Raw genomic sequence first — 19205 nt, 5'->3', positions numbered from 1 at the left:
GATTAGTCCTTCCAGTTTTTGTCGATAAACGCCTGCCGCTGCGCATGCTCCATTGCATAACGCCGCGGATTCTTGGCATAAAATTGCTGGTGCTCCGGTTCGGCAGGATAAAATGGCTTCGCTGACTCGATTTTAGTCACAATCGGATCAGAAAACCGACCACTAGCTTCCAACGCCGCTTTTGAAGCTTCAGCAGCCTGTCGTTGTGCCTCATCCTTGACGAAAATAACCGGTCGATAGTTATCGCCGCGATCCTGAAATTGCCCCATTGCATCGGTTGGATCGGTTTGTTGCCAGTAAATATTCAAAAGTGACGGATAATCAATCACATCCGCATCAAACGTGATTTCCACGGCTTCCGTGTGACCCGTGGTATGCGAAGAAACCTGTTCATAGGTAGGATTGGCAACATGGCCACCGGTATAACCGGAAACCACATTCAAAATCCCGGGTTGCTCCTCGAAAGGCTCAACCATGCACCAAAAGCAGCCGCCTGCAAAAATAGCCGTTTCTTTTTTCATTGTTGTTTCAACTTCTTTCTAATGGTCACTCTTCATCAGGCAAGTAAACCGCAAATTCAAGATCATCATTGGTCAGATCCAACTTGTTTGCCTTAAGGGTCATGCCATTTTGGAGTTTAAATTGGCTCAATTTTAGCACAACCGTACCAGCCTTACTATCTAGACTGACCCACTTTGGAATTTTATAACTGTTGCCAATATAGCTCATGACAAAACTGATTGGTACTGGCAATGCGCCGATATTCAGATTCTTGGCTTTAAGCAAAACGTCACCATTTTTCAACACAAGCGGATCAAATGTTAACTGGAACTTAACGGCATTCCCTAGAAATTTGAACGATCCGCTTAACGCTGCTTCATTGGTTCCCAAAGTGACGGCATATTTGATCTTGCTGTCCTTCAGATATGATTTCAGATAATGCGCCATAATTCGATTGGCGCTATTTTTGGTGACTTTGACGGTAAATACCGGGTCGTTGGATGTCATGGCCGTTTGGGGAGCCGAGTTGATCTTGACTGGCATCAGTGCGGTCTTCGTAAACCAGATCCCGGTTCCAAGCAATAGCCCGACCAAAATAAGGAATAACCATTTCCACCAATTAATTCCGGTTCTCACCGCCTTTTGTTTAGCCGCATTTCTTTGAAGCGATCGTTTCTTTGCCTGCATCTTCTTACTCCCACGCTTTCTTGGTTGCTTTCATTTGCTTCATGAGCTGTTTTGTCATCTGCCCATAACCGGCATTATTAGGGTGAAAATGATCCTGTGAAAAAATCAGCGGATTGCCATCACCGGAAGTCGCTTCTTTAAGCGCTTCTTTAGCGGAAGCCTTATTTGCTGCTGTTTCGCCATTAGATAACACACTGTCGATATCCACATAATACGTGCGATCAAATTGCTGCAAGGTCTTTTGCGTTGCTTGGTTCCAGGCCTTCACACTATTCGTCATCGCCGTCATCTTCGGGAAATAAACATAAAATGGGTTATAGATGCCAAAAACATAAATGGGTGCAGTTGGATTTTCTTTGCGAATCGTTGTCAGTAATGTTGCCAGCCGTTTTTGAAATGCAACACTACCAGCCGTCACCTGCTTTTCCGACAACGTCAAAAAATGCTTTTGCAAGACGTGCATTAAATCATTGCCCCCGGCTGTCACCGTAATAATATTGGCCCGTTTTAAGTCTGCCCGGATTTTAGGCTGCTTATTGACGCGAGTGAGAATCTGCCCACTGGTATTGCCACTGACGCCATAGTTCTTCGTGGTGACTTGATATTGCCCGGTTGCCTCCAGCTCACCTTTAGTCAGTCCGACAAAACCACCATTATTAGTCGCATCTCCAACGCCATAAGTCAATGAATCGCCGAGTGCCGTCAACTGCAAATGTTTGGGGGTGTTGGCAACGACTTTCACTTCACTTGGTGAACTGACCGGTCCGAATAATTGCCATCCACCAAACGCGAGCAGACAAGCGAGCAGCAAGACACCGCAGGAAATAAAGAAATTTTTTAATGTACGCATGTTGCCTCCCATAAATACATGAATAACAAGTTATAATATATTATTTTACTTGAGGTCTCGTGAATAAACAAAGGTTGCTGCTTTAGTCTTTCTCCGGTACTCGCATCAGGTTCAGCAGCTGTATTTTTCGAGCGAACAATCGCAACCCTATCACCGGTTCCCGACTCATCGGTGAGGCATGACTTCAGGCAATCGTCACCCAAATACCATTGTCATTAAAAAAAGCCGACGCTGACGCCGGCCGGTTAAATTTATTTTAAAATTAATCAGTGTAATAAGTGATGGCAAAGGCACCGGGTCCGGTATGTGTTGCGATGACCGGATCGGTTGGGCGAACCAGAATCGGGACGTTGGGCAAGACTTCTGCTAAGCGCCGCCCGATATCTTCACCGATTTCTTTAGCACCTGCCGTTGATACGCCAATACTTTGAATATCGGTCAGCTTGGCCATTTTGCTGATAGTTTCGGTCACGAAATTATTAATCGTCTTCATGCCGCGTCCTTTACGCAAGGCCTTCAGTTCGCCATGTTCCATTTGCAAAACAACTTTAATATTCAAGAATGACGAAATTAAGCCAGAAACGCGACTGAGCCGGCCGCCTTTGACTAAATTATCTAAGTTAGTCACGCCCAACACTAAGATAGTATGGTCACGAATTTGCTTGAGCTTATCAAGAATCGTTGGCATGTCTTTACCTGCCTCGGCTATTTCTGCGGCTGCCAACACCTGAAATGCCATTGAGCGATCGGTAAATTGCGAATCAATGACGGTCACATCGCCTTTTGCCAGCTGAGCCGCCTGTCGCGCCGAATTTACCGTGCCACTGATGGTTTCTGTCATGTGAATGGACAATACTTGGCTGCCGTCTGCCGTTAGTTTATCAAAAACATCGGTAAACGTACCGATCGCCGGTTGCGAGGTCTTCGGCAGATTTTGCGCTGCTGCCATCTCGTCCATAAAGTCTTCCCGCGTAATGGTTTCACCATCAATATAAACCGTATTGTCAATCATAATGGTCAACGGAACAACCGTAATATTGTGTTGGCTGATTTCTTCTGGAGTCAGCTGAACGGAAGAATCCGTGACGATCTTGATATTTGCCATGTCTGAGCCACGCTTTCTGTTAGGTTCGTCTATCGTGATTATTATAGCAAACTACTTAAACAATGTCAGTACACATCACCTAGTTGTCATAACTAGATTTAGTTGTATTGTAAAACGTAACATGCTAAACTTTTAATAAACAGGTAGCAGCCAAACGATCGAGTTCCTGATTTAAGCCATGCTGTGGTTGCAAGCCTGCCATCTTCCCCACCCATTACAAATGTTCATCAGGAGGTAAACAATGCGCGTGTCAAAATCAAGTCATTATGAATTTAACAATGAAATGTTTAGCGCCATCACCCATGCGTTTGCACTTGGCTTAGCCGTAACCGGCACCATTGCGTTAGGCATTAAAGGCGTCAATAGCGGCAGTCAAGTTGAACTTTTCAGTCTTCTCGGTTTTGGCGTTTCGCTCATGTTGCTTTACACCGCCTCGACTGCTTTTCATGGTTTTTATTTTAGCAAGGCGCGCCATGTTTTGCAGGTACTTGATCATTCAGGTGTCTTCATTCTGATTGCCGGTTCTTACCTGCCATATTGTTTGGTCGCTATTGGCGGGAAACTTGGCATTGGTCTGCTAATCGCCATCTGGGCATTGTGTCTCGGCGGCATTGCCTACAAACTTTTCTTTCTGAATCGCTTCAAGCATCTGGAAACGATGATCTACGTTGTCCTCGGCTGGCTTTGCTTAGTCGGCATGGTTCCATTGTGGCATCATTTGGGCCCAGTCGGTTTTTGGTTGCTAGTCGCCGGTGGTGTGGCTTATACAGGCGGGGCGATGCTTTATCTGCAAAAAGGCATCCCCTACATCCACGTTATCTGGCACCTCTTTGTGATTCTCGGCAGCCTGTGCATGTACTTATCTATTTATTTCTATCTGTAAAATAATTGATTAAAATAAACGACAAAAAATCGCCTCTTCTGTACGAGAGACGATTTTTTAAATGCACGCAAATATGCGTCTAAACTCACACCCGCACCAGCTGGCAACCACCAATTCCGGTCATCGGCTTCTGCTTAAGCCTTCTTTTGCCAAACCTCATAAGTGTGCGTCAGCGCCGGATTGGTATCTTCAACGGTGCGGCTGGAGACTTTGGTAAAATCATCCCAGTTTAATGGAATCATTTTCGTATCGCCTTCAAAACTGCCAGCCAAACGTGTTACCAGTAACGTATCGACATCATCTTTAAACGCCGTAAAGATCTGTGCACCGCCAGCAATGACCAGTTCCTGATCGGGATGCTGCTTAGCATAAGCAAAAACCGCCGCAACATCATGCACGACCACGGCACCTTGCGCTTGATAGTCTTCCTGATGGGTCAAAACAACATTGGTTCGCTCAGGTAAAGGACGTTTAGGAAAACTTTCATAGGTGCGCCGACCAACGACCATGATCTTACCAACTGTCTGCGCCCGGAAATAATGTAAATCATCCGGTAAATGCCATGGCAAATGACCATCTTTGCCAATTAAGCCATCGCGATCCTGTGCCCATAAAAATGCGGTCATTCGAGACCCCTCCTTTGAGTATGCAATCCAAAGCCGAACAAAATGGCGCCTTTTGTGTCATTGGTAAACCTGACAAAGCAATCAGACACTTGTTATGACTTGCCGTCTTCTAGCGATTAAACGGCAACCGGTGCCTTAATGGCCGGATAAGGATCGTAATTAAGCAACTTAATATCCTTCATGTCAAAGTCGAAAATATCATGTTTATCCGGATTCAACTGTAAAGTCGGTGCCGGCCGCGGCGTGCGACTGAGCTGCTCTTTAATTTGGTCAAGATGATTGACGTAAAGATGCGCATCGCCGAATGTATGAATGAATTCGCCAACTTCAAGGCCACATTCATGCGCGACCAGATGCGTTAACAACGCATAGGACGCGATATTAAACGGGACGCCAAGAAAAATGTCAGCCGAACGTTGGTACAACTGCAAAGACAGCTTGCCATCATTGACATAAAACTGATAGAGCGTGTGACAAGGCGGTAGCGCCATTGTCGGGACATCTTCCGGATTCCACGCCGACACGATGAGCCGTCGTGAATAGGGATGCGTTTTGATTTGCTCAATAACGTCCCCCAACTGGTCGATCGTGTCACCCTTGCTCGTATGCCAGGCCCGCCATTGGGATCCATAAACCAAGCCAAGATCACCATATTTGGCTGCAAAAGCATCATCATGAAGCACCCGGTCATCGAATTTAGCCATTTCTTCATGATAAACTGCCGCGAATTCCGGATCCTTTTGGCTGCGATGCCCAAAATCAGTCATGTCCGGGCCGTGATATTCATCACTCTTCACCCATTTTTCAAACGCCCACTCATCCCAAATGTGATTCCTGTGTTGGAGTAAGAACCGAATGTTGGTATCACCGTGTAAAAACCACAACAACTCACTCTTAATAAGGCCGAATGGTACTTTTTTGGTCGTCAGTAATGGAAAGCCCTTGCTAAGGTCGAAACGCATTTGGTGGCCGAAAATACTGTAAGTTCCTGTATGGGTCCGATCAGGCTTGAAATGGCCTTCATCCAGAACTTTTTTTGCAAGATCAAGATATGGCTGTTCTAACATTGTCTGCTCTGCTCCTTTACCGTTCACTACTCGACACATATTGATCCAACTCGGCGAATCGATCGAACTTCTGGTCAATATCCTTATTGATCGCATCAAGCTGTGCCTGCAGATCGCCCAGCTTCACGTAATCCTCACCATTGACCTGCGCCATTTCTGCTTTAACCTTGGCCAACTGCTCGTCTAATTCATCAAGTTCTTGTTGGAGCTTATCATACTCTATCTGCTCAGCATATGTCAGCTTTGACTTCTGTTTTGGCGCCGCTTTTTTTGCCGGTGCTTTTGGCTTGGCCGCGGCTGAGTTTGTTTTTGATGCAGCGGACTGCGGTTTTTGTTTTGCCAGATAATCGGAAAATTCACCCACGGCGCGTTCAATTCGGCCATTACCATCAAAAATAAGCAGCTGATCCGCAACTTTATCAAGAAAGTAACGATCGTGTGACACGGTGATCACGGTGCCGGGAAAATGATCAAGATAATCTTCCAAAACGGTCAAGGTGGCGATGTCCAAGTCGTTGGTCGGCTCATCCAACAGTAACACGTTGGGTTGGCGCATCAATACCTGTAGTAAATATAGGCGCCGTTTTTCGCCTCCTGATAAGCGGCCAATCAAAGTGCCGTGCATACTGCGTGGAAATAGAAATTGCTCCAGCATCTGAGTCACCGAAACGCGCTGCCCATCTGCCTGCACGACTTCTTCGCCTACTTCTTGCAAGTAGGTGATGATCCGCTTTTTTGGATCCAGATTCGTATTAAGCTGCGTATAGTAACCTAACCGAACTGTCTCCCCCAATTCAATGGTGCCGCTATCAAGCGCTTGTTTACCTGCAATAATATTGAGCAAGGTTGACTTACCAGCACCATTTTGACCGGTAATGCCGATGCGGGTATTCGGCTGCACCAGCCAATCAAAATGATTTAAGATGACCTGCTGATCAAATCGCAAGCTGGCATCATGTATTTCAATAACCTTCTTGCCTAGTCTGGTACTTGCGATTTGAATCGGATCCAGCTGCTGGTCAGGTGCCGGTGCTTCGTCTTTTGCTTTTTGTAGCGCCTTGAACCGATTAATACGGGCCTGTTGTTTCGTTGATCGTGCCTGGGCACCAGCATGCATCCATGCCAGTTCCTGGCGATAAAGTTGTGCCTGCTTATGCCCAGCCGACTTTTCGGCTTCCAGTTGTTCTGCTTTTTTGGCGACATACGCTTGGTAATTGCCTTGATACTGGAAAAGCCGACCGCGGTCTAATTCGAAAATACGATTGGTTACACGATCCAGAAAATAACGGTCGTGAGTCACAACGACCAAGGCGCCGCGGTAATGACTCAAATAATTTTCCAGCCAGGCAATAGAGTCAAAATCAAGGTGGTTCGTGGGCTCGTCTAACAATAACAAATCTGGCGACTCGATTAATACCTGGGCAAGACCGACCCGCTTTTGTTGGCCGCCAGATAAACTGCCGACCCGTGCCGTTAAGTCGCCGATGTGCAATTGCGTGAGGATCGTTTTAATATCGGTTTCCGCCGACCACGCATCCTCTTGCGTCATTTTAGCATCGGCTTTGGTATAGGCATCGGTTTTTGCCTGATTTAACGGATCCTTTGTATAGGCTGCCAAAGCGCGTTCATATTGGCGAATTGCTTGAAAAACCGGTGAATCACCATGATAGATTGCATCCATAATCGGTAAGTCGGGATCAAGCTCCGGTATCTGTGCGAGATAGCTGATGCGATACTGCTTTGGGGTCTTAATCGTCCCGGCATCAACCGATTCCATCCCGGCTAAAGACCGGATGAGCGTCGTTTTCCCGGTACCATTCACCCCAATCAAACCGATTCGCTCGCCTTCGTTAATCAAAAAGTCGATTTGATTGAATAATTGCTTATCACCATAAGCCTTGCTCAGGCCCTGTGCTGTTAGCGTCTGCATGTCGTCCCTCATTTCCTGTCGTTGTCCATCTTAGCAAGAAGCAAGGCACAAGAAAAGGGGCGCGTGATCAGTCGTAAGCGGTCAACCGCTCGTACTGGAATCAGACGCCCCTGATATTGATGAAATAATTAAAGTTTAGCAGGCCGCTTTAAATTCGCGGATATTCATCATCCACGGTATGCTGAGCATCAATCACAATGTAAAGGTGGCCATTTTTGGCAAGCTTGCTCGTTTGATATTCATTATCGAGCCCGCTTGGATCTTTTTGCTTGAACGGAAAATAAATCTGAACCTGCTTTTTGGTCTGATCATCAAAAACCAGATCCATCTTTTCAATGTCCTGATACTTTGTTGCGCGCCCAAACATCCCCATTTCCAGTGAGCCGGTGTTAATATCACTGGACTTAACGTGGTCGGCTTCAGGCAAGATCTCGACCTTAAAGCTCTTGCATGGATGAATTTCTTGAATCTGGCCACCGTGAATCCGGCCGTAACTGGTCGTCACCCGACTGATCCAGACATCTGCCAATTCATCATGTTGCACCGTCCATTCGTCACCATTACGAAAATGAAAAACTAACTGTTCAAAAACATGTTCTGCCATTGGAAATCCCCCTTCGCCATCAAGTCAGAGCAACAATTAACCGGATACTTTCGCGCGCATCACAGCTAATCTGTTCCGCCCCTCATGATGTTGTTGAATGTGCTTACATGCCTATCATAACACACTTACGACGGTTCTCGAGACATTTCAATAGCTGCAGCTAACAACTTTTTTGAATCATTCGGCAAGCTGCCATCAACCACGCGGTACTCAATTTGATGCAAAATCTTGCCCATCGCCGGCCCCGGGCGCACGCCAGCTTGAATTAAATCACGCCCAGTCAGTGCTAAGGTTTTTTTGGAATGGATCGGCAACGCTTCGTAAGCAGTCGTCAGCGATGCCGGGACAAACTGGTGATCCATCAATGCGGCGACTTCACTGACCACGGCCACAGCTGCTGATCCGGCGCTGTAGAGATCCCAAGCAGTCGGTGTCGGCATTTTCCGCAACAAGGTCACGGCTTGGTCAACTAAACCCATCAAGTCATTGGATTGCTTCCACGCAGGCAAAAACGATTCCGGCGCGACTTTAAGCATGAAGATCAACGCCGTCCAGCCACTGGCAATACTTGTGAACGCTTGATTTGGCAATTCACTAAATTGCTGCAATGCTGCTTGATGAGGCGCTAGCTTGGGTGCATAGGCAAACAGGTGCGTATCAAGAAAGTCTTGCATCCCGGCACGCCGGTCAATGCCAACCAAAAGCCGGTTGAATTCTGCAGCAATCCGTTCGACTGAAATATGCTTCAATAATGGTGCATTAGCGGCAATCGCGGCTTTAGTCGTCGCTTCAATATGAAACCCGAGTTGACTTTCAAACCGGACGGCACGCATCATTCGCAAGGCATCCTCATGAAACCGTTCATGCGGGTCGCCAACAGCGCGCAATTGGCGATTTTTTAAATCCGTTAACCCGTCAAATAAGTCAATAATCGTCCCATCATGGCGCACTGCTAAGGCATTAATGGTAAAGTCGCGGCGCTTCAAATCCTCAGCTAACGAGCGTACAAATGTCACATGATCCGGCCGGCGAAAATCTTGGTAAGCCGATTCGGTTCGAAACGTTGTCACCTCGTAGCCAGTGCCATGATCCAGAACCATCACCGTGCCATGTTCAATGCCAGTATCCACGGTACGCTTAAAAATCCGCTTGATTTCTTCAGGATATGCGGAACTGGCAATATCGACATCATGAATGGGCAGTCCCAGTAAGGCATCGCGGACACTGCCACCCACAAAATAGGCTTTATATCCGGCTGCTTCGATTTTTTTCAAGATCGGGATCGCTGCTTTAAAATCTGGCTGGTTTAAATCTAATTGCATCAAATTCTCCTCTTACTTTCGTCCGGCACCTCCCCTTAATCATACCGAAAAATAAAATCTCTGTTAAAATGAGCTTAAAATCTTTTCAGGGAGGCATCTCATGTCACGTAACACGCGAATCGGACTGGATCTTTTAGTGATCACTTTGGGCTGTGCGCTTTACGGCTTTGGACTCGTGTATATCAATATTGCCAATCACCTAGCAGAAGGTGGCGTCACCGGGATCACTCTGCTGATTCGTTACTGGTGGGGTCTGGATCCGGCTTATAGCACGGTTTTGTTGAATATTCCTTTGCTGATTGTGGGCTACAAATTTTTGGGCAAGCGTGCTTTAGCCTATACCATCTATGGAACTTTGATGTTATCTGCTTGGTTGTGGATTTGGCAACGGGTGCCCTTAAGCATTGATATTCACCATGACTTGTTTATATCCGGCGTTTTAGCCGGGCTTTTTGGCGGCTTTGGTAGTGGGATTATTTATCGACATGGCGGAACCACTGGAGGTACCGATGTCGTTGCCCGCATCCTTGAGCAGCAAACCGGCGTGCCAATGGGGCGAACGCTGCTCATATTCGATGCCATTGTCTTGACCGTTTCCCTGACATACTTAAACATTGAGCTCATGATGTACACGCTGCTTGGCGCCTACGTTTTCTCGCGCATCGTCAACTTTACGCTTGATGGTGCCTATGCTGCCAAGGGTGTCTTAGTCGTATCGGACCACAGCCAGGCAATTGCCACGGCGATTATGGACGAGCTTGAACGCGGAACAACCTTTTTGCATGCAGAAGGCGGCTTTGCCCATGACCGCAAGCAAGTCGTTTACGCCGTGGTGGCTTCCAGCGAAATTGCCCACACAAAACGGCTGATTGAAGCCATTGATCCGCGTGCTTTTATTAGCATTCTGGATGTCCATGAAGCACTGGGTGAAGGGTTCACTTATCAAAAGAAGCGCCGACGCCTTTTATTCGGCCATTAGCCTAAGACCGAGACCGGATCACGTCTCATCATTAAGATCGTCCAACCGCATTTGCATCTCATCATCAGTCGGTACCAGTTTAAGATAACGAACCAGCGCTGCCTTTAGCTCGGTGCGAGCACCGGTTGACTGGAAGAAATCAATTAAATCATGTAGAAAGTCCGGCGAATCCTGGAAACGGTTAAACGCTAACAGGTAATTTTCCCGGGCTTTTTGTACATTATCAAGCCGATCGTAGCTTTTGGCCATATTCCAGTAGATTTGCGGATCAACATCACCGGATTGATCAATGCGACTAAGAAAATCAATGTTCTCCTGATCACGTTCTTCTTGCACCAGAAAATTACTCCATGCCAACATATTGCCTTGATCTTCAGGATCGATCTTCAAAGCTTTTTGTAAATATGTTTCCGCTAAATCAGGATTGTCCTCACTAAGCGCTAGTTTGCCGCCTAACGCGTACAAATCCGGATTCGTATCATCAACCATAACCCCGGCTTGAACCGTATCCAGGGCCTTCTCAGGCTGGTTCTGTGCCTCATAGGCAGTTGCTAAGGGTAAATAGGCGTTGGCAAAACTCGGATCGGTATCAATCACTGCCTGCAAATTCGCAATAGCCTTAGCCGGATCGTGCAGCTGCAGGTACAAACCACCTAGTTCAAACCGGCCATTCAGATCCAATGCGTCAACGCCAACGTCTTCATACGCAGCAACCGCATCTTCATATTGCCCGGTTTGAGCCAAGCTAGCGGCGAGCCGAGCTTCAATATTCACACCGGCCAGTTCCGTCGTGCCAGCAGCAAGCAGCTCATTATATGCCGCAATTGCCTGACCAAAGTGCCCCCAGTCAAAATAAAATTCGCCAAGTGCAAACGTCACAACTGGCTCTTTTGGGGCTAATTGTTTCGCTTTCAGTAGTTTTTGCTCACTAACCTCATACAATCCCAACGACTGATAAACATCAGCCGCACTGATGAGGCTTTGAACGTAGGCAGGATCATCCGGCTGAATCCGACTGAGATAATTTAAAGCCGCATCGGCATCACCGTCAGAAACCGCGATATCAGCCAAGGCGGTCGCTAAATCCCCTTGCTCCGGATAACGACCCAGCAAGCCTTGGTACAAACGCTTAGCCTGACCGTTGAATCCCAGTGCGTAAAGTTCTTCGGCCAGATTGTATTGGGTTTCGTCATCGTCATGCGCCAGAACCTGCGTAAACAGTTGGCGCGCTGTTTCCATTTGTCCCGCCTCAAGTGCATCCAGCATCTTTTTTGCGTAACTCATAGCTGCCTCCGTGACTTAATAATTAAATATAAACGCTATCTAGTGTAAGTCTAACACGCGTCTGACGATTTTGAATGCTCCTGATGACCATCACCGGACACGGCTTTCGCCAAAACGCGCAAAAACCGAGTCCGTTAAGACTCGGTTTTTGGTGTTACTTCATTGTTGCCTCAGAAAACCGTTTATTTAACGGCATCCTTAAGTGCTTTACCAGGCTTGAATGCTGGTACCTTGGATGCTGGGATCTTGATCTCTGCACCAGTTTGTGGGTTGCGACCCTTACGAGCAGCGCGCTCACGAACTTCGAAGTTACCAAAGCCGATTAATTGAACCTTGTCACCCTTTGAAAGGGAATCCTGGATAGAGCCGAAAACTGCATCAACAGCTGCGGTTGCATCCTTCTTGGTCAAACCGGTTGCACTTGCAACACTTTCGATCAATTCTGCTTTGTTTGCCATGAATATTTCACCTCCATAATTGATTAGATGCGTGAACATCTAAACATGCTCATTCCTGACCGCTCAGGAATGAAGAAACAATGATAATTATGTATCATCATTTCAGGTTTAAACATAGCATAGCAAGCCCGTTGTGACAAGGTTTTTGCCAAACTTTTTGGCTGAGATCCTTGAAACCTTTATCGAAAATCACGATTTATTAAATGAAAAGTCATTGTCAGAAATTGTCAAATTTATTTACGTTTACGCGCAATAACATGAATCGGCGTGCCGGAAAAGTCAAATGCCTGCCGTAACTGGTTTATGAGGAAACGCTCATAAGAAAAATGCAATAAATCGGGATCATTCACAAAAACCACGAATGTAGGCGGTTTGACAGCCACTTGCGTCATATAATAAATACGCAAACGCTTCCCATTGACTGTCGGTGTTGGGGTAACAGTAATGGCATCCATTAAGACATCATTTAAGACACTGCTTTGAATTCGCCGGGTTTGATTTTCTGAAACCTCGACAATCATGGCCGGAAGACTCTGTAAACGCTGATGTGTCTTCGCAGAAACAAAAATAATCGGGGCGTAGTCTAGATATTGGAACTCCTGACGAATTAAGTTCTCAAAGTCTTTCATGGTGCGATTATCTTTTTCAAGTGTGTCCCACTTATTGACGACAATAATAATGCCGCGCCCGGCTTCATGGGCATAACCGGCCACTTTTTTATCCTGTTCCCGAATGCCTTCTTCTGCATTGATCACGAATAACACCACATCCGAACGATCAATGGCCCGTAACGCGCGCATCACCGCGTATTTTTCGGTATTTTCGTACACCTTGCCACGCTTACGAATGCCGGCAGTATCAATCATCGTAAAAGTTTCACCGTCAGCTTCGAATTTAGTATCAATGGCATCTCGTGTCGTTCCTTCGATCGGGCTGACAATAACCCGATTTTCTCCCAGAATCGCATTTACCAACGAGGACTTTCCGACGTTGGGCCGGCCAATCAAACTGAATTTGATTGAATCATCCTCGTCCGCACTGGCTTCATTAGGAAATGCAGCTAGCACGGCATCCAAAACATCACCTAAGCCAATACCATGCGTACCTGAAAGCGGTAGCGGCTCGCCAAAACCCAAGGAATAAAAATCATAAATGTCTTGGCGGCGTTCAGGGTTATCAACCTTGTTCACGGCTAAAACGACCGGCTTATTGGCCCGATAAAGAATCTGGGCAACCCGTTCATCTGCGTCAGTCACGCCTGCTTCAATACTGGTCAAAAATAAAATGACATCGGCTTCGTCAATCGCAATTTCTGCTTGATCTTTGATTTGCGCTAAAAAAGGTTCATCACCGAGATCAATACCACCAGTATCAATCACCGCAAATTCCTTTCCTAGCCATTCGCTTTTGCCATAAATTCGGTCACGCGTGACGCCGGGAGTATCTTCAACAATTGAGACCCGTTCACCAAGAATTCGATTAAAAATTGTCGATTTACCGACATTGGGACGTCCGACAATGGCAAGTGTTGGTAAGACCATATATCACGGCCTCCTTTCTTTAACCAAGTTTGTTTTTAGTAGCTTAACATGATCTAGTTCACTCACTGCCAGTATATAAATTATAAACAGCAGCGTTAGCATAAAAAAAGTTGAGCCAAGGCTCAACTTTTTAACGGATGGTAAAATTACTTGTTATCATCCTGATCATCGTTACCTTTAGCGGCATCTTTCAACGCATCGCCAAGGATATCGCCGAGTGAGAAGCCAGAATCATCTTGCTGATATTCAGCAGGGATCGAGCTTGACTGATGGCGATCGTTACCACGACGAGGACGTGATGAACGCCGACGTTCCTGATTGCCGTTATTGCCGCCTTCGTGACCCTCGGACGCATCGCTGGAACCAGCTGGACGATCCTGCAAGGCTTTGATGGACAATGCCAGACGATGAGCATCCGGATCAACCGAAAGCACCTTGACCTTAACTTCTTGGCCTTCTTTCAAAACATCTGCCGGGGTCGCAACATGTTCATGGGAAATCTGGGAAATATGAACGAGTCCTTCAACCCCAGGGAATACTTCGACAAAAGCACCAAAAGTTGTCAAACGCTTAACGGTACCGGTCAAAACCGAGCCAGCAGGCGCTTTTTCTTCGATGTCATCCCATGGTTGTGGCAAGGTTGCCTTGATCGAAAGGGAAATACGGTTACGGTCAGGATCAACATTCAAAACCTTAACCTTAATCTCTTGTCCCACTTTCAAAACATCACTTGGCTTATCAACATGGTCAAATGAAATTTCAGAAACATGAACCAAACCATCAACACCGCCAAGATCAACAAAGGCACCAAAGTTGGTCAAACGAGCAACCTTGCCTTCAACAACATCACCAGGCTGAATTTTTGCAAAGATTTCTTTGCGTGCTTCGGCTTTGCTTGCTTCAACAATTGCCCGATGAGAAAGAATCAAACGGTTCTCACTAGGTTCAATTTCAATAATCTTAAATTCGAGCTCTTTGCCCTTGTATTGATTGAGATCTTCAACGAAGTGATCTTCAACCATGGATGCCGGAACGAATCCACGGACACCTGCGTTAACAACCAAACCACCTTTAACCACACTGGTAACCGGTGCGGTAATGGTTTCGCCGGCTTCGTATTTAGCTTGGATTTCTTTCCAAACCTTCTGTGCTTCCAGACGGCGCTTGGACAGTAGGAACTGACCATTTTCTTTATCTTTGCCAACCGTTGAAAGCACAACTAAATCAAGTTTGTCGCCAACTTTGGCAACATCGTGAATGTCATCGATTGGCTGAGTTGATAACTCCTTGATCGGGACCACGCCTTCAACGCCTGTTCCTTCGATCCCAACGATCAATTGTTTATCTTCAACAGCAAGGACATCTGCTTTAACAGTGTCACCAATCTTTACTGTGGTGACACTCTTAAGGGCGTCCGCCATTGTTTCGGTGTTCTCATTAACGTTATTATCACTCATGCCAAAAAATCCTCCTATGCAGCTGTATACTGGATCTATTGTACTTGAAAACGAATCAAATTACCAGCGCTTATTTTGCTCTGGTCAATCTGCCTGCTTCTTTTCTGCAACCAATGCTAATATCTTCGCGACAACTTCTTCAATTGTCATACTCGTTGTGTCGATACGAATGGCATCGGCAGCTTGACGTAACGGTGAAACCTTCCGCTGGGAATCTTTGCGGTCACGCTCAGCAATTTCCGCTTCCAGCGTGGCAAGTGGCGTTTTAATTCCCTTTTGAACGTTTTCCTTGTAGCGGCGGTTTGCGCGTTCCGACACCGAAGCTACCATAAAGATTTTCAGTGCCGCATGCGGTAAGACGGTTGTTCCAATATCGCGGCCATCCATCACAATATCATGTTTTGCAGCAATATCCCGCTGCCGCTCAACCAATTCAGTTCGGACACCTGGCAAAGCAGCAACTTGAGAAACATTATTTGTCACGTCCGGTTCACGAATTGCCAACGTCACATCTTCATCATTCATAAAAACACGTTGTTCTGGATCGCCAGGCGCAAACCGGATCTGCAGCTGACTCAAATGCTGTAAAATGGTCGTTTCATCATCCAATGGCAACTGATCTTTAAGCGCCATATAAGTAACAGTCCGATACATCGCACCAGTATCGCAATAAATATAACCTAATTTTTTTGCCACAAGTTTCGCGATCGTACTTTTGCCGGCACTTGCAGGGCCGTCAATCGCAATCTGCATGAACTTCCTCCACAACACACAACCCCGTTCATCGATTTAACCATCCGAACAGGGCCGTGTCACTATTATTTCACTTTTAAAACGGTTCCCGGTGTGATTCCGGAGTTGGCACTAAGACCGTTTAACTGTAACAACTCGTCCAACGTCATGTTGTGGTTAACCGCAATCCGATAAAGATTGTCGCCTGACTTGACCGTATAGGAGTTGCCAGCCGTACTGGCCTGACTTGGTGCTGCTGACGCGCTTGCCTGCTCCTGGTTTTGGGAGGCGCTGGGTGCTTGACTAACCTGTGAGCTCGCTTGCGCAGATGTTGCCTGTTGGCTACTTGAGGCTTCCTTTGCAGAAGTCTTAGAAGTCTTAGACGTTTTGGAAGACTTGGCGGATTTCTTGGTCTTGGATGAATGACTGGTCTTTTTGGCGCTTTGAATCACAACCTTGTCATTTGACAGGTTGCCACCGCTGCTTCCTTGATTATCCATGACTTTATAATAAATAATCGGTGCTAAAACTGCCAGTATCAGCAAAATAGCCAATATCCAAGTCAGCTTCGAACTACCTTGCCGCTTCTTACGGGTGGCGACTCGGCTTAAATTGCCCTGATCGTCACGGTCGTCATCGAAAAGGGTTTCCCAAGGCTTATTGGCATCCTCACCCTGATGTTGTTCTTGATCCGCGTTATCATGTTGGTTTTTATCTTTTTCCGCCATCACGATCCTCCTCACTACATGGATTTATTGTATCATATTGAACCGGATCAAGACGCCGCTTATCTAAAGATTTGCCTAAAAACTGCCTGCCAGTGCTTAGGCGGAAGCTGTGCCGATACATTCGCTGTCTCTAACTTCTCTAGCACTTCCGCCGTCACCGGCCCGCAACAAAAGGCATGATGTGAAATGGACGGTGAATCAAAGTGCTTGAGTAACCATGCCCGGCGACAACCGGATTCATTGACAAATGCGGCCATGGCCATAAAACTTGTTTGCTTTTCTGCTAGCCGATGCTGCAATTGTTGTTGCGTTTGTGCCAGCGAAAAACCGGCTGCAATATAGGCTTCGATCAGATTTATTTGAGGATCGTCGAAATCGCGATAAATATCAGGATGGGCAAAAACTGTCTGGATCATCGTTTGATCCGGCAGCATCCCCGCAAGTCCCCGGCTTCGGTTCAAGTCGTCTTGCGTCACAATCATTGCAGCCAGACTCGCGGCGCCGTCTCGCCCTGCCCGACCGATTGCCTGATAATAGGCCTCAAGCGACTCGGGTACATATAAATGAACCACTAAGCGCACATTAGCCTTATCTATCCCCATACCAAATGCGCTCGTAGCACAGATGACTTGCAGTTGATCAAATTGAAATTGACGTTGAATCAAATCACGTTGATGTGAATCCAACCCGGCATGGTAAAAAGCGGCTTTCAATCCCGCGTTCTTTAACACCGTTGCCAAGTTTTCCGCTGCTGCCCTAGTGGCACAATAAATAATCGTTGGTCCGACATTGGCTTGCAAGAGTTGATCTAGGCGCTGATGCTTCTCCTGTTCATTTTGACACATCTCAACGCCCAGAAAAATATTAGGCCGATCAACTGAATCCGCAATTGTATTCGGATTTTGCATTGCCAGTTGCTTTAAAATATCGCTGCGGACTTGATTCGGTGCAGTTGCTGTTAACGCTAAAACGGCATCCACGTGCAACTGCGCCCTAACTCGCCCCAGTTGTAAATAGGCAGGACGAAAATCCGGTCCCCACTGTGAAATACAATGTGCCTCATCAATTACCAGCAGCCCAAGGTCCAGCTGCTTCAACGCAGACATAACATCGGTTCGCTGTAGCATTTCAGGCGAAATAAACAGATAGCGATAAACGTTCAAATACGCTAAAATCTGAGCAAACTGAGGCGGCGCAATTTGCCCGGATAATGCCAAAACGCGTTTTTCGCCCGCTGCCTGCAGCCGTCCCACTTGGTCATGCATCAATGCAATCAGTGGTTCGACAATTAAAGTCGGTTTATGGTTAATTAAGGTCGGCAATTGATAGCAAAGTGATTTGCCGCTGCCGGTGGGTAAAATGCCTAAGGTGTCACGTCCACTAAGAACGGATTCGATAATGGCTTTTTGCCCGGGACGAAACTGTTTAAAGCCAAAATGCTGCGCCAAGGCCGTTTCAAGTTGCGACACGCGACCATCTCCCTTGCAATTTCAAGATTTGAAACAAGCGTACCTGAAAGAAGTCACTAGCTGGAACAGCATCCAATAAGACTTGATGATCCTGCCAATGATCGATCTGATCCAATGCTTGATGGATCGGTTGCGGAATCAATTGTTCGACCGGAAGCGACTCTCCCATGATAGCCGCCAGCAGCAAATGCTCTTTCACGGTACTCAGTTTACGGTGACTTTTACTTGCAATTGCCTTTAAGCCAACACCGGCTTGGACTTGCTGTAAACTATAACGTGCCGGACGCGTCACCAGATCTTGCGGGCCGCCCCATAACTCGTACCACGGATTGCCTTCATCCTTAATTCCCGCAATCTCGTTAACTAAGGCTGCCAAAGCATTAATGCGGCGGAAACGCGCGCTTAAAGTAGGCGGCTGCGCTTGACCAGCGTACTCGTGACCAATTAGATTAGCCGCAAGTATGTCGGCTAACTGCGGCGGCAACCGTTCAAAAAGCGCAATCAGATCAGCAATCGCAGACTCGATATTCAGTTGGCGATACCAGCGTTTAACCGCTTGCTGATTCGCCCAATCGGTACTAATCGGACGATATGCCTGTGAGTGGTAACTGGCTTCTGACAAAACCTGAATGGCCAAAAAGAACCGCGGCGCAAATTTTGACAGGTGCATCCACGGCTGATAGTAGGTCGGTAATGGCACCCGCTTTGCCGCTTGACGCTGAAACTGTTGGCCCTTTGCGGTTAACACCAACCCGGTTTCTGTCGTTGTTAACTGACCATGCATTTTTAACTGCGCCACTGTCTGTAAAAACAACTCTTTAGACAGGCTTGGATAAAGCTGCAGCCATTGCAATTGCTGGTGGGTTAAAGCGGCATAGAGATTTGAAATGGTTTTCTTACCGGCTAACAGGCCGAATACAGCTCGCTCTCGCCGTGGCTGGGTATCAAAAAATTGAATGGCCAAGTCTGTCAACAAGCCAAT

The 19205-nt window shown here is 46.8% G+C and carries 19 protein-coding genes; 2 read left to right on the top strand and 17 right to left on the bottom strand.

Features of this window, described 5'->3' with window-relative positions; translation table 11 throughout:
* Positions 1-2: 2 nt before the first annotated feature.
* The 4 genes from msrA to EL173_RS07285 all read right to left on the bottom strand — a co-directional run bounded on the left by msrA (position 3) and on the right by EL173_RS07285 (position 3143).
* A complete protein-coding gene (gene msrA / locus EL173_RS07300; RefSeq protein ID WP_005689297.1) occupies positions 3-521 on the bottom strand; it encodes a peptide-methionine (S)-S-oxide reductase MsrA in 519 nt (172 codons plus the stop codon).
* A gap of 25 nt (positions 522-546) precedes the next feature.
* Complete coding sequence (locus EL173_RS07295; RefSeq protein WP_005689296.1) at positions 547-1188, bottom strand: YpmS family protein; 642 nt, start codon at positions 1186-1188, stop codon at positions 547-549.
* Positions 1189-1192: 4 nt separating this feature from the next.
* Positions 1193-2038, bottom strand: a complete 846-nt coding sequence (locus EL173_RS07290) for an SGNH/GDSL hydrolase family protein (protein WP_005686405.1) — start codon at positions 2036-2038, stop codon at positions 1193-1195.
* 262 nt (positions 2039-2300) lie between these two features.
* On the bottom strand, positions 2301-3143 hold the full coding sequence (locus tag EL173_RS07285; protein ID WP_005689292.1) for a DegV family protein: 843 nt from the start codon (positions 3141-3143) through the stop codon (positions 2301-2303).
* Between the two features lie 241 nt (positions 3144-3384).
* Here EL173_RS07285 and trhA point away from each other — a divergent pair, with 241 nt between their 5' ends.
* Positions 3385-4026, top strand: coding sequence for a PAQR family membrane homeostasis protein TrhA (gene trhA, locus EL173_RS07280; protein ID WP_005689290.1), 642 nt, complete (start codon positions 3385-3387; stop codon positions 4024-4026).
* Positions 4027-4160: 134 nt separating this feature from the next.
* On the opposite strand, the gene EL173_RS07275 is transcribed toward trhA, so the two are convergent.
* The 5 genes from EL173_RS07275 to EL173_RS07255 form a co-directional block, all read right to left on the bottom strand.
* Positions 4161-4652 (bottom strand): dihydrofolate reductase, encoded by a 492-nt coding sequence (locus EL173_RS07275; protein ID WP_005689288.1) that lies wholly within the window; start codon positions 4650-4652, stop codon positions 4161-4163.
* 116 nt (positions 4653-4768) lie between these two features.
* Positions 4769-5719, bottom strand: coding sequence for a thymidylate synthase (locus EL173_RS07270; RefSeq protein ID WP_014571324.1), 951 nt, complete (start codon positions 5717-5719; stop codon positions 4769-4771).
* A 16-nt stretch (positions 5720-5735) separates the two neighbouring features.
* On the bottom strand, positions 5736-7649 hold the full coding sequence (locus EL173_RS07265; protein ID WP_015764458.1) for an ABC-F family ATP-binding cassette domain-containing protein: 1914 nt from the start codon (positions 7647-7649) through the stop codon (positions 5736-5738).
* 148 nt (positions 7650-7797) lie between these two features.
* Complete coding sequence (locus tag EL173_RS07260; RefSeq protein WP_005686420.1) at positions 7798-8253, bottom strand: hypothetical protein; 456 nt, start codon at positions 8251-8253, stop codon at positions 7798-7800.
* 125 nt (positions 8254-8378) lie between these two features.
* A complete protein-coding gene (locus EL173_RS07255) occupies positions 8379-9575 on the bottom strand; it encodes a CCA tRNA nucleotidyltransferase (RefSeq protein ID WP_005689285.1) in 1197 nt (398 codons plus the stop codon).
* Positions 9576-9675: 100 nt separating this feature from the next.
* Between EL173_RS07255 and EL173_RS07250 the strand changes: the two genes are divergently transcribed.
* Positions 9676-10554, top strand: a complete 879-nt coding sequence (locus EL173_RS07250; protein WP_005686424.1) for a YitT family protein — start codon at positions 9676-9678, stop codon at positions 10552-10554.
* Between the two features lie 18 nt (positions 10555-10572).
* Here the strand turns inward: EL173_RS07250 and EL173_RS07245 are convergent, their stop codons facing one another.
* From EL173_RS07245 to EL173_RS07210, 8 genes are all read right to left on the bottom strand, one after another.
* Positions 10573-11838 carry a tetratricopeptide repeat protein gene (locus EL173_RS07245; protein ID WP_005689283.1) on the bottom strand — a complete coding sequence of 422 codons (1266 nt, stop codon included), beginning with the start codon at positions 11836-11838 and terminating at the stop codon, positions 10573-10575.
* A gap of 182 nt (positions 11839-12020) precedes the next feature.
* Positions 12021-12296 carry an HU family DNA-binding protein gene (locus tag EL173_RS07240; protein ID WP_005686429.1) on the bottom strand — a complete coding sequence of 92 codons (276 nt, stop codon included), beginning with the start codon at positions 12294-12296 and terminating at the stop codon, positions 12021-12023.
* A gap of 233 nt (positions 12297-12529) precedes the next feature.
* Positions 12530-13837, bottom strand: coding sequence for a ribosome biogenesis GTPase Der (der, locus tag EL173_RS07235; RefSeq protein WP_005686431.1), 1308 nt, complete (start codon positions 13835-13837; stop codon positions 12530-12532).
* A gap of 146 nt (positions 13838-13983) precedes the next feature.
* Positions 13984-15294 carry a 30S ribosomal protein S1 gene (rpsA, locus tag EL173_RS07230; protein ID WP_005686432.1) on the bottom strand — a complete coding sequence of 437 codons (1311 nt, stop codon included), beginning with the start codon at positions 15292-15294 and terminating at the stop codon, positions 13984-13986.
* 84 nt (positions 15295-15378) lie between these two features.
* Complete coding sequence (gene cmk / locus EL173_RS07225; protein ID WP_005689279.1) at positions 15379-16047, bottom strand: (d)CMP kinase; 669 nt, start codon at positions 16045-16047, stop codon at positions 15379-15381.
* A 65-nt stretch (positions 16048-16112) separates the two neighbouring features.
* Entirely contained in the window at positions 16113-16754 is a 642-nt protein-coding gene (locus EL173_RS07220) for a LysM peptidoglycan-binding domain-containing protein (RefSeq protein ID WP_005689277.1), read from the bottom strand.
* 59 nt (positions 16755-16813) lie between these two features.
* Positions 16814-18223: a RecQ family ATP-dependent DNA helicase gene (locus EL173_RS07215; protein ID WP_005689276.1), complete on the bottom strand. Its 1410-nt coding sequence runs from the start codon at positions 18221-18223 to the stop codon at positions 16814-16816.
* On the bottom strand, positions 18210-19199 hold the full coding sequence (locus EL173_RS07210) for a YpbB family protein (RefSeq protein WP_014571321.1): 990 nt from the start codon (positions 19197-19199) through the stop codon (positions 18210-18212). Before EL173_RS07210 ends, EL173_RS07215 begins: the two co-directional genes overlap by 14 nt.
* Positions 19200-19205: the final 6 nt, after the last annotated feature.

The organism is Lacticaseibacillus rhamnosus (assembly GCF_900636965.1).
Taxonomy (GTDB): Bacteria; Bacillota; Bacilli; order Lactobacillales; family Lactobacillaceae; genus Lacticaseibacillus; species Lacticaseibacillus rhamnosus.
The sequence above is the reverse complement of the archived record's forward strand: the minus strand, read 5'-3'. Positions and strand labels throughout refer to the sequence as shown.

What these genes read in the sequence shown, in the direction of transcription:
- msrA (WP_005689297.1), bottom strand. Translation starts at nt 521, where the DNA reads ATGAAAAAAGAAACGGCTATTTTTGCAGGCGGCTGCTTTTGGTGCATG.
- EL173_RS07295 (WP_005689296.1), bottom strand. Translation starts at nt 1,188, where the DNA reads ATGCAGGCAAAGAAACGATCGCTTCAAAGAAATGCGGCTAAACAAAAG.
- EL173_RS07290 (WP_005686405.1), bottom strand. Translation starts at nt 2,038, where the DNA reads ATGCGTACATTAAAAAATTTCTTTATTTCCTGCGGTGTCTTGCTGCTC.
- EL173_RS07285 (WP_005689292.1), bottom strand. Translation starts at nt 3,143, where the DNA reads ATGGCAAATATCAAGATCGTCACGGATTCTTCCGTTCAGCTGACTCCA.
- trhA (WP_005689290.1), top strand. Translation starts at nt 3,385, where the DNA reads ATGCGCGTGTCAAAATCAAGTCATTATGAATTTAACAATGAAATGTTT.
- EL173_RS07275 (WP_005689288.1), bottom strand. Translation starts at nt 4,652, where the DNA reads ATGACCGCATTTTTATGGGCACAGGATCGCGATGGCTTAATTGGCAAA.
- EL173_RS07270 (WP_014571324.1), bottom strand. Translation starts at nt 5,719, where the DNA reads ATGTTAGAACAGCCATATCTTGATCTTGCAAAAAAAGTTCTGGATGAA.
- EL173_RS07265 (WP_015764458.1), bottom strand. Translation starts at nt 7,649, where the DNA reads ATGCAGACGCTAACAGCACAGGGCCTGAGCAAGGCTTATGGTGATAAG.
- EL173_RS07260 (WP_005686420.1), bottom strand. Translation starts at nt 8,253, where the DNA reads ATGGCAGAACATGTTTTTGAACAGTTAGTTTTTCATTTTCGTAATGGT.
- EL173_RS07255 (WP_005689285.1), bottom strand. Translation starts at nt 9,575, where the DNA reads ATGCAATTAGATTTAAACCAGCCAGATTTTAAAGCAGCGATCCCGATC.
- EL173_RS07250 (WP_005686424.1), top strand. Translation starts at nt 9,676, where the DNA reads ATGTCACGTAACACGCGAATCGGACTGGATCTTTTAGTGATCACTTTG.
- EL173_RS07245 (WP_005689283.1), bottom strand. Translation starts at nt 11,838, where the DNA reads ATGAGTTACGCAAAAAAGATGCTGGATGCACTTGAGGCGGGACAAATG.
- EL173_RS07240 (WP_005686429.1), bottom strand. Translation starts at nt 12,296, where the DNA reads ATGGCAAACAAAGCAGAATTGATCGAAAGTGTTGCAAGTGCAACCGGT.
- der (WP_005686431.1), bottom strand. Translation starts at nt 13,837, where the DNA reads ATGGTCTTACCAACACTTGCCATTGTCGGACGTCCCAATGTCGGTAAA.
- rpsA (WP_005686432.1), bottom strand. Translation starts at nt 15,294, where the DNA reads ATGAGTGATAATAACGTTAATGAGAACACCGAAACAATGGCGGACGCC.
- cmk (WP_005689279.1), bottom strand. Translation starts at nt 16,047, where the DNA reads ATGCAGATTGCGATTGACGGCCCTGCAAGTGCCGGCAAAAGTACGATC.
- EL173_RS07220 (WP_005689277.1), bottom strand. Translation starts at nt 16,754, where the DNA reads ATGGCGGAAAAAGATAAAAACCAACATGATAACGCGGATCAAGAACAA.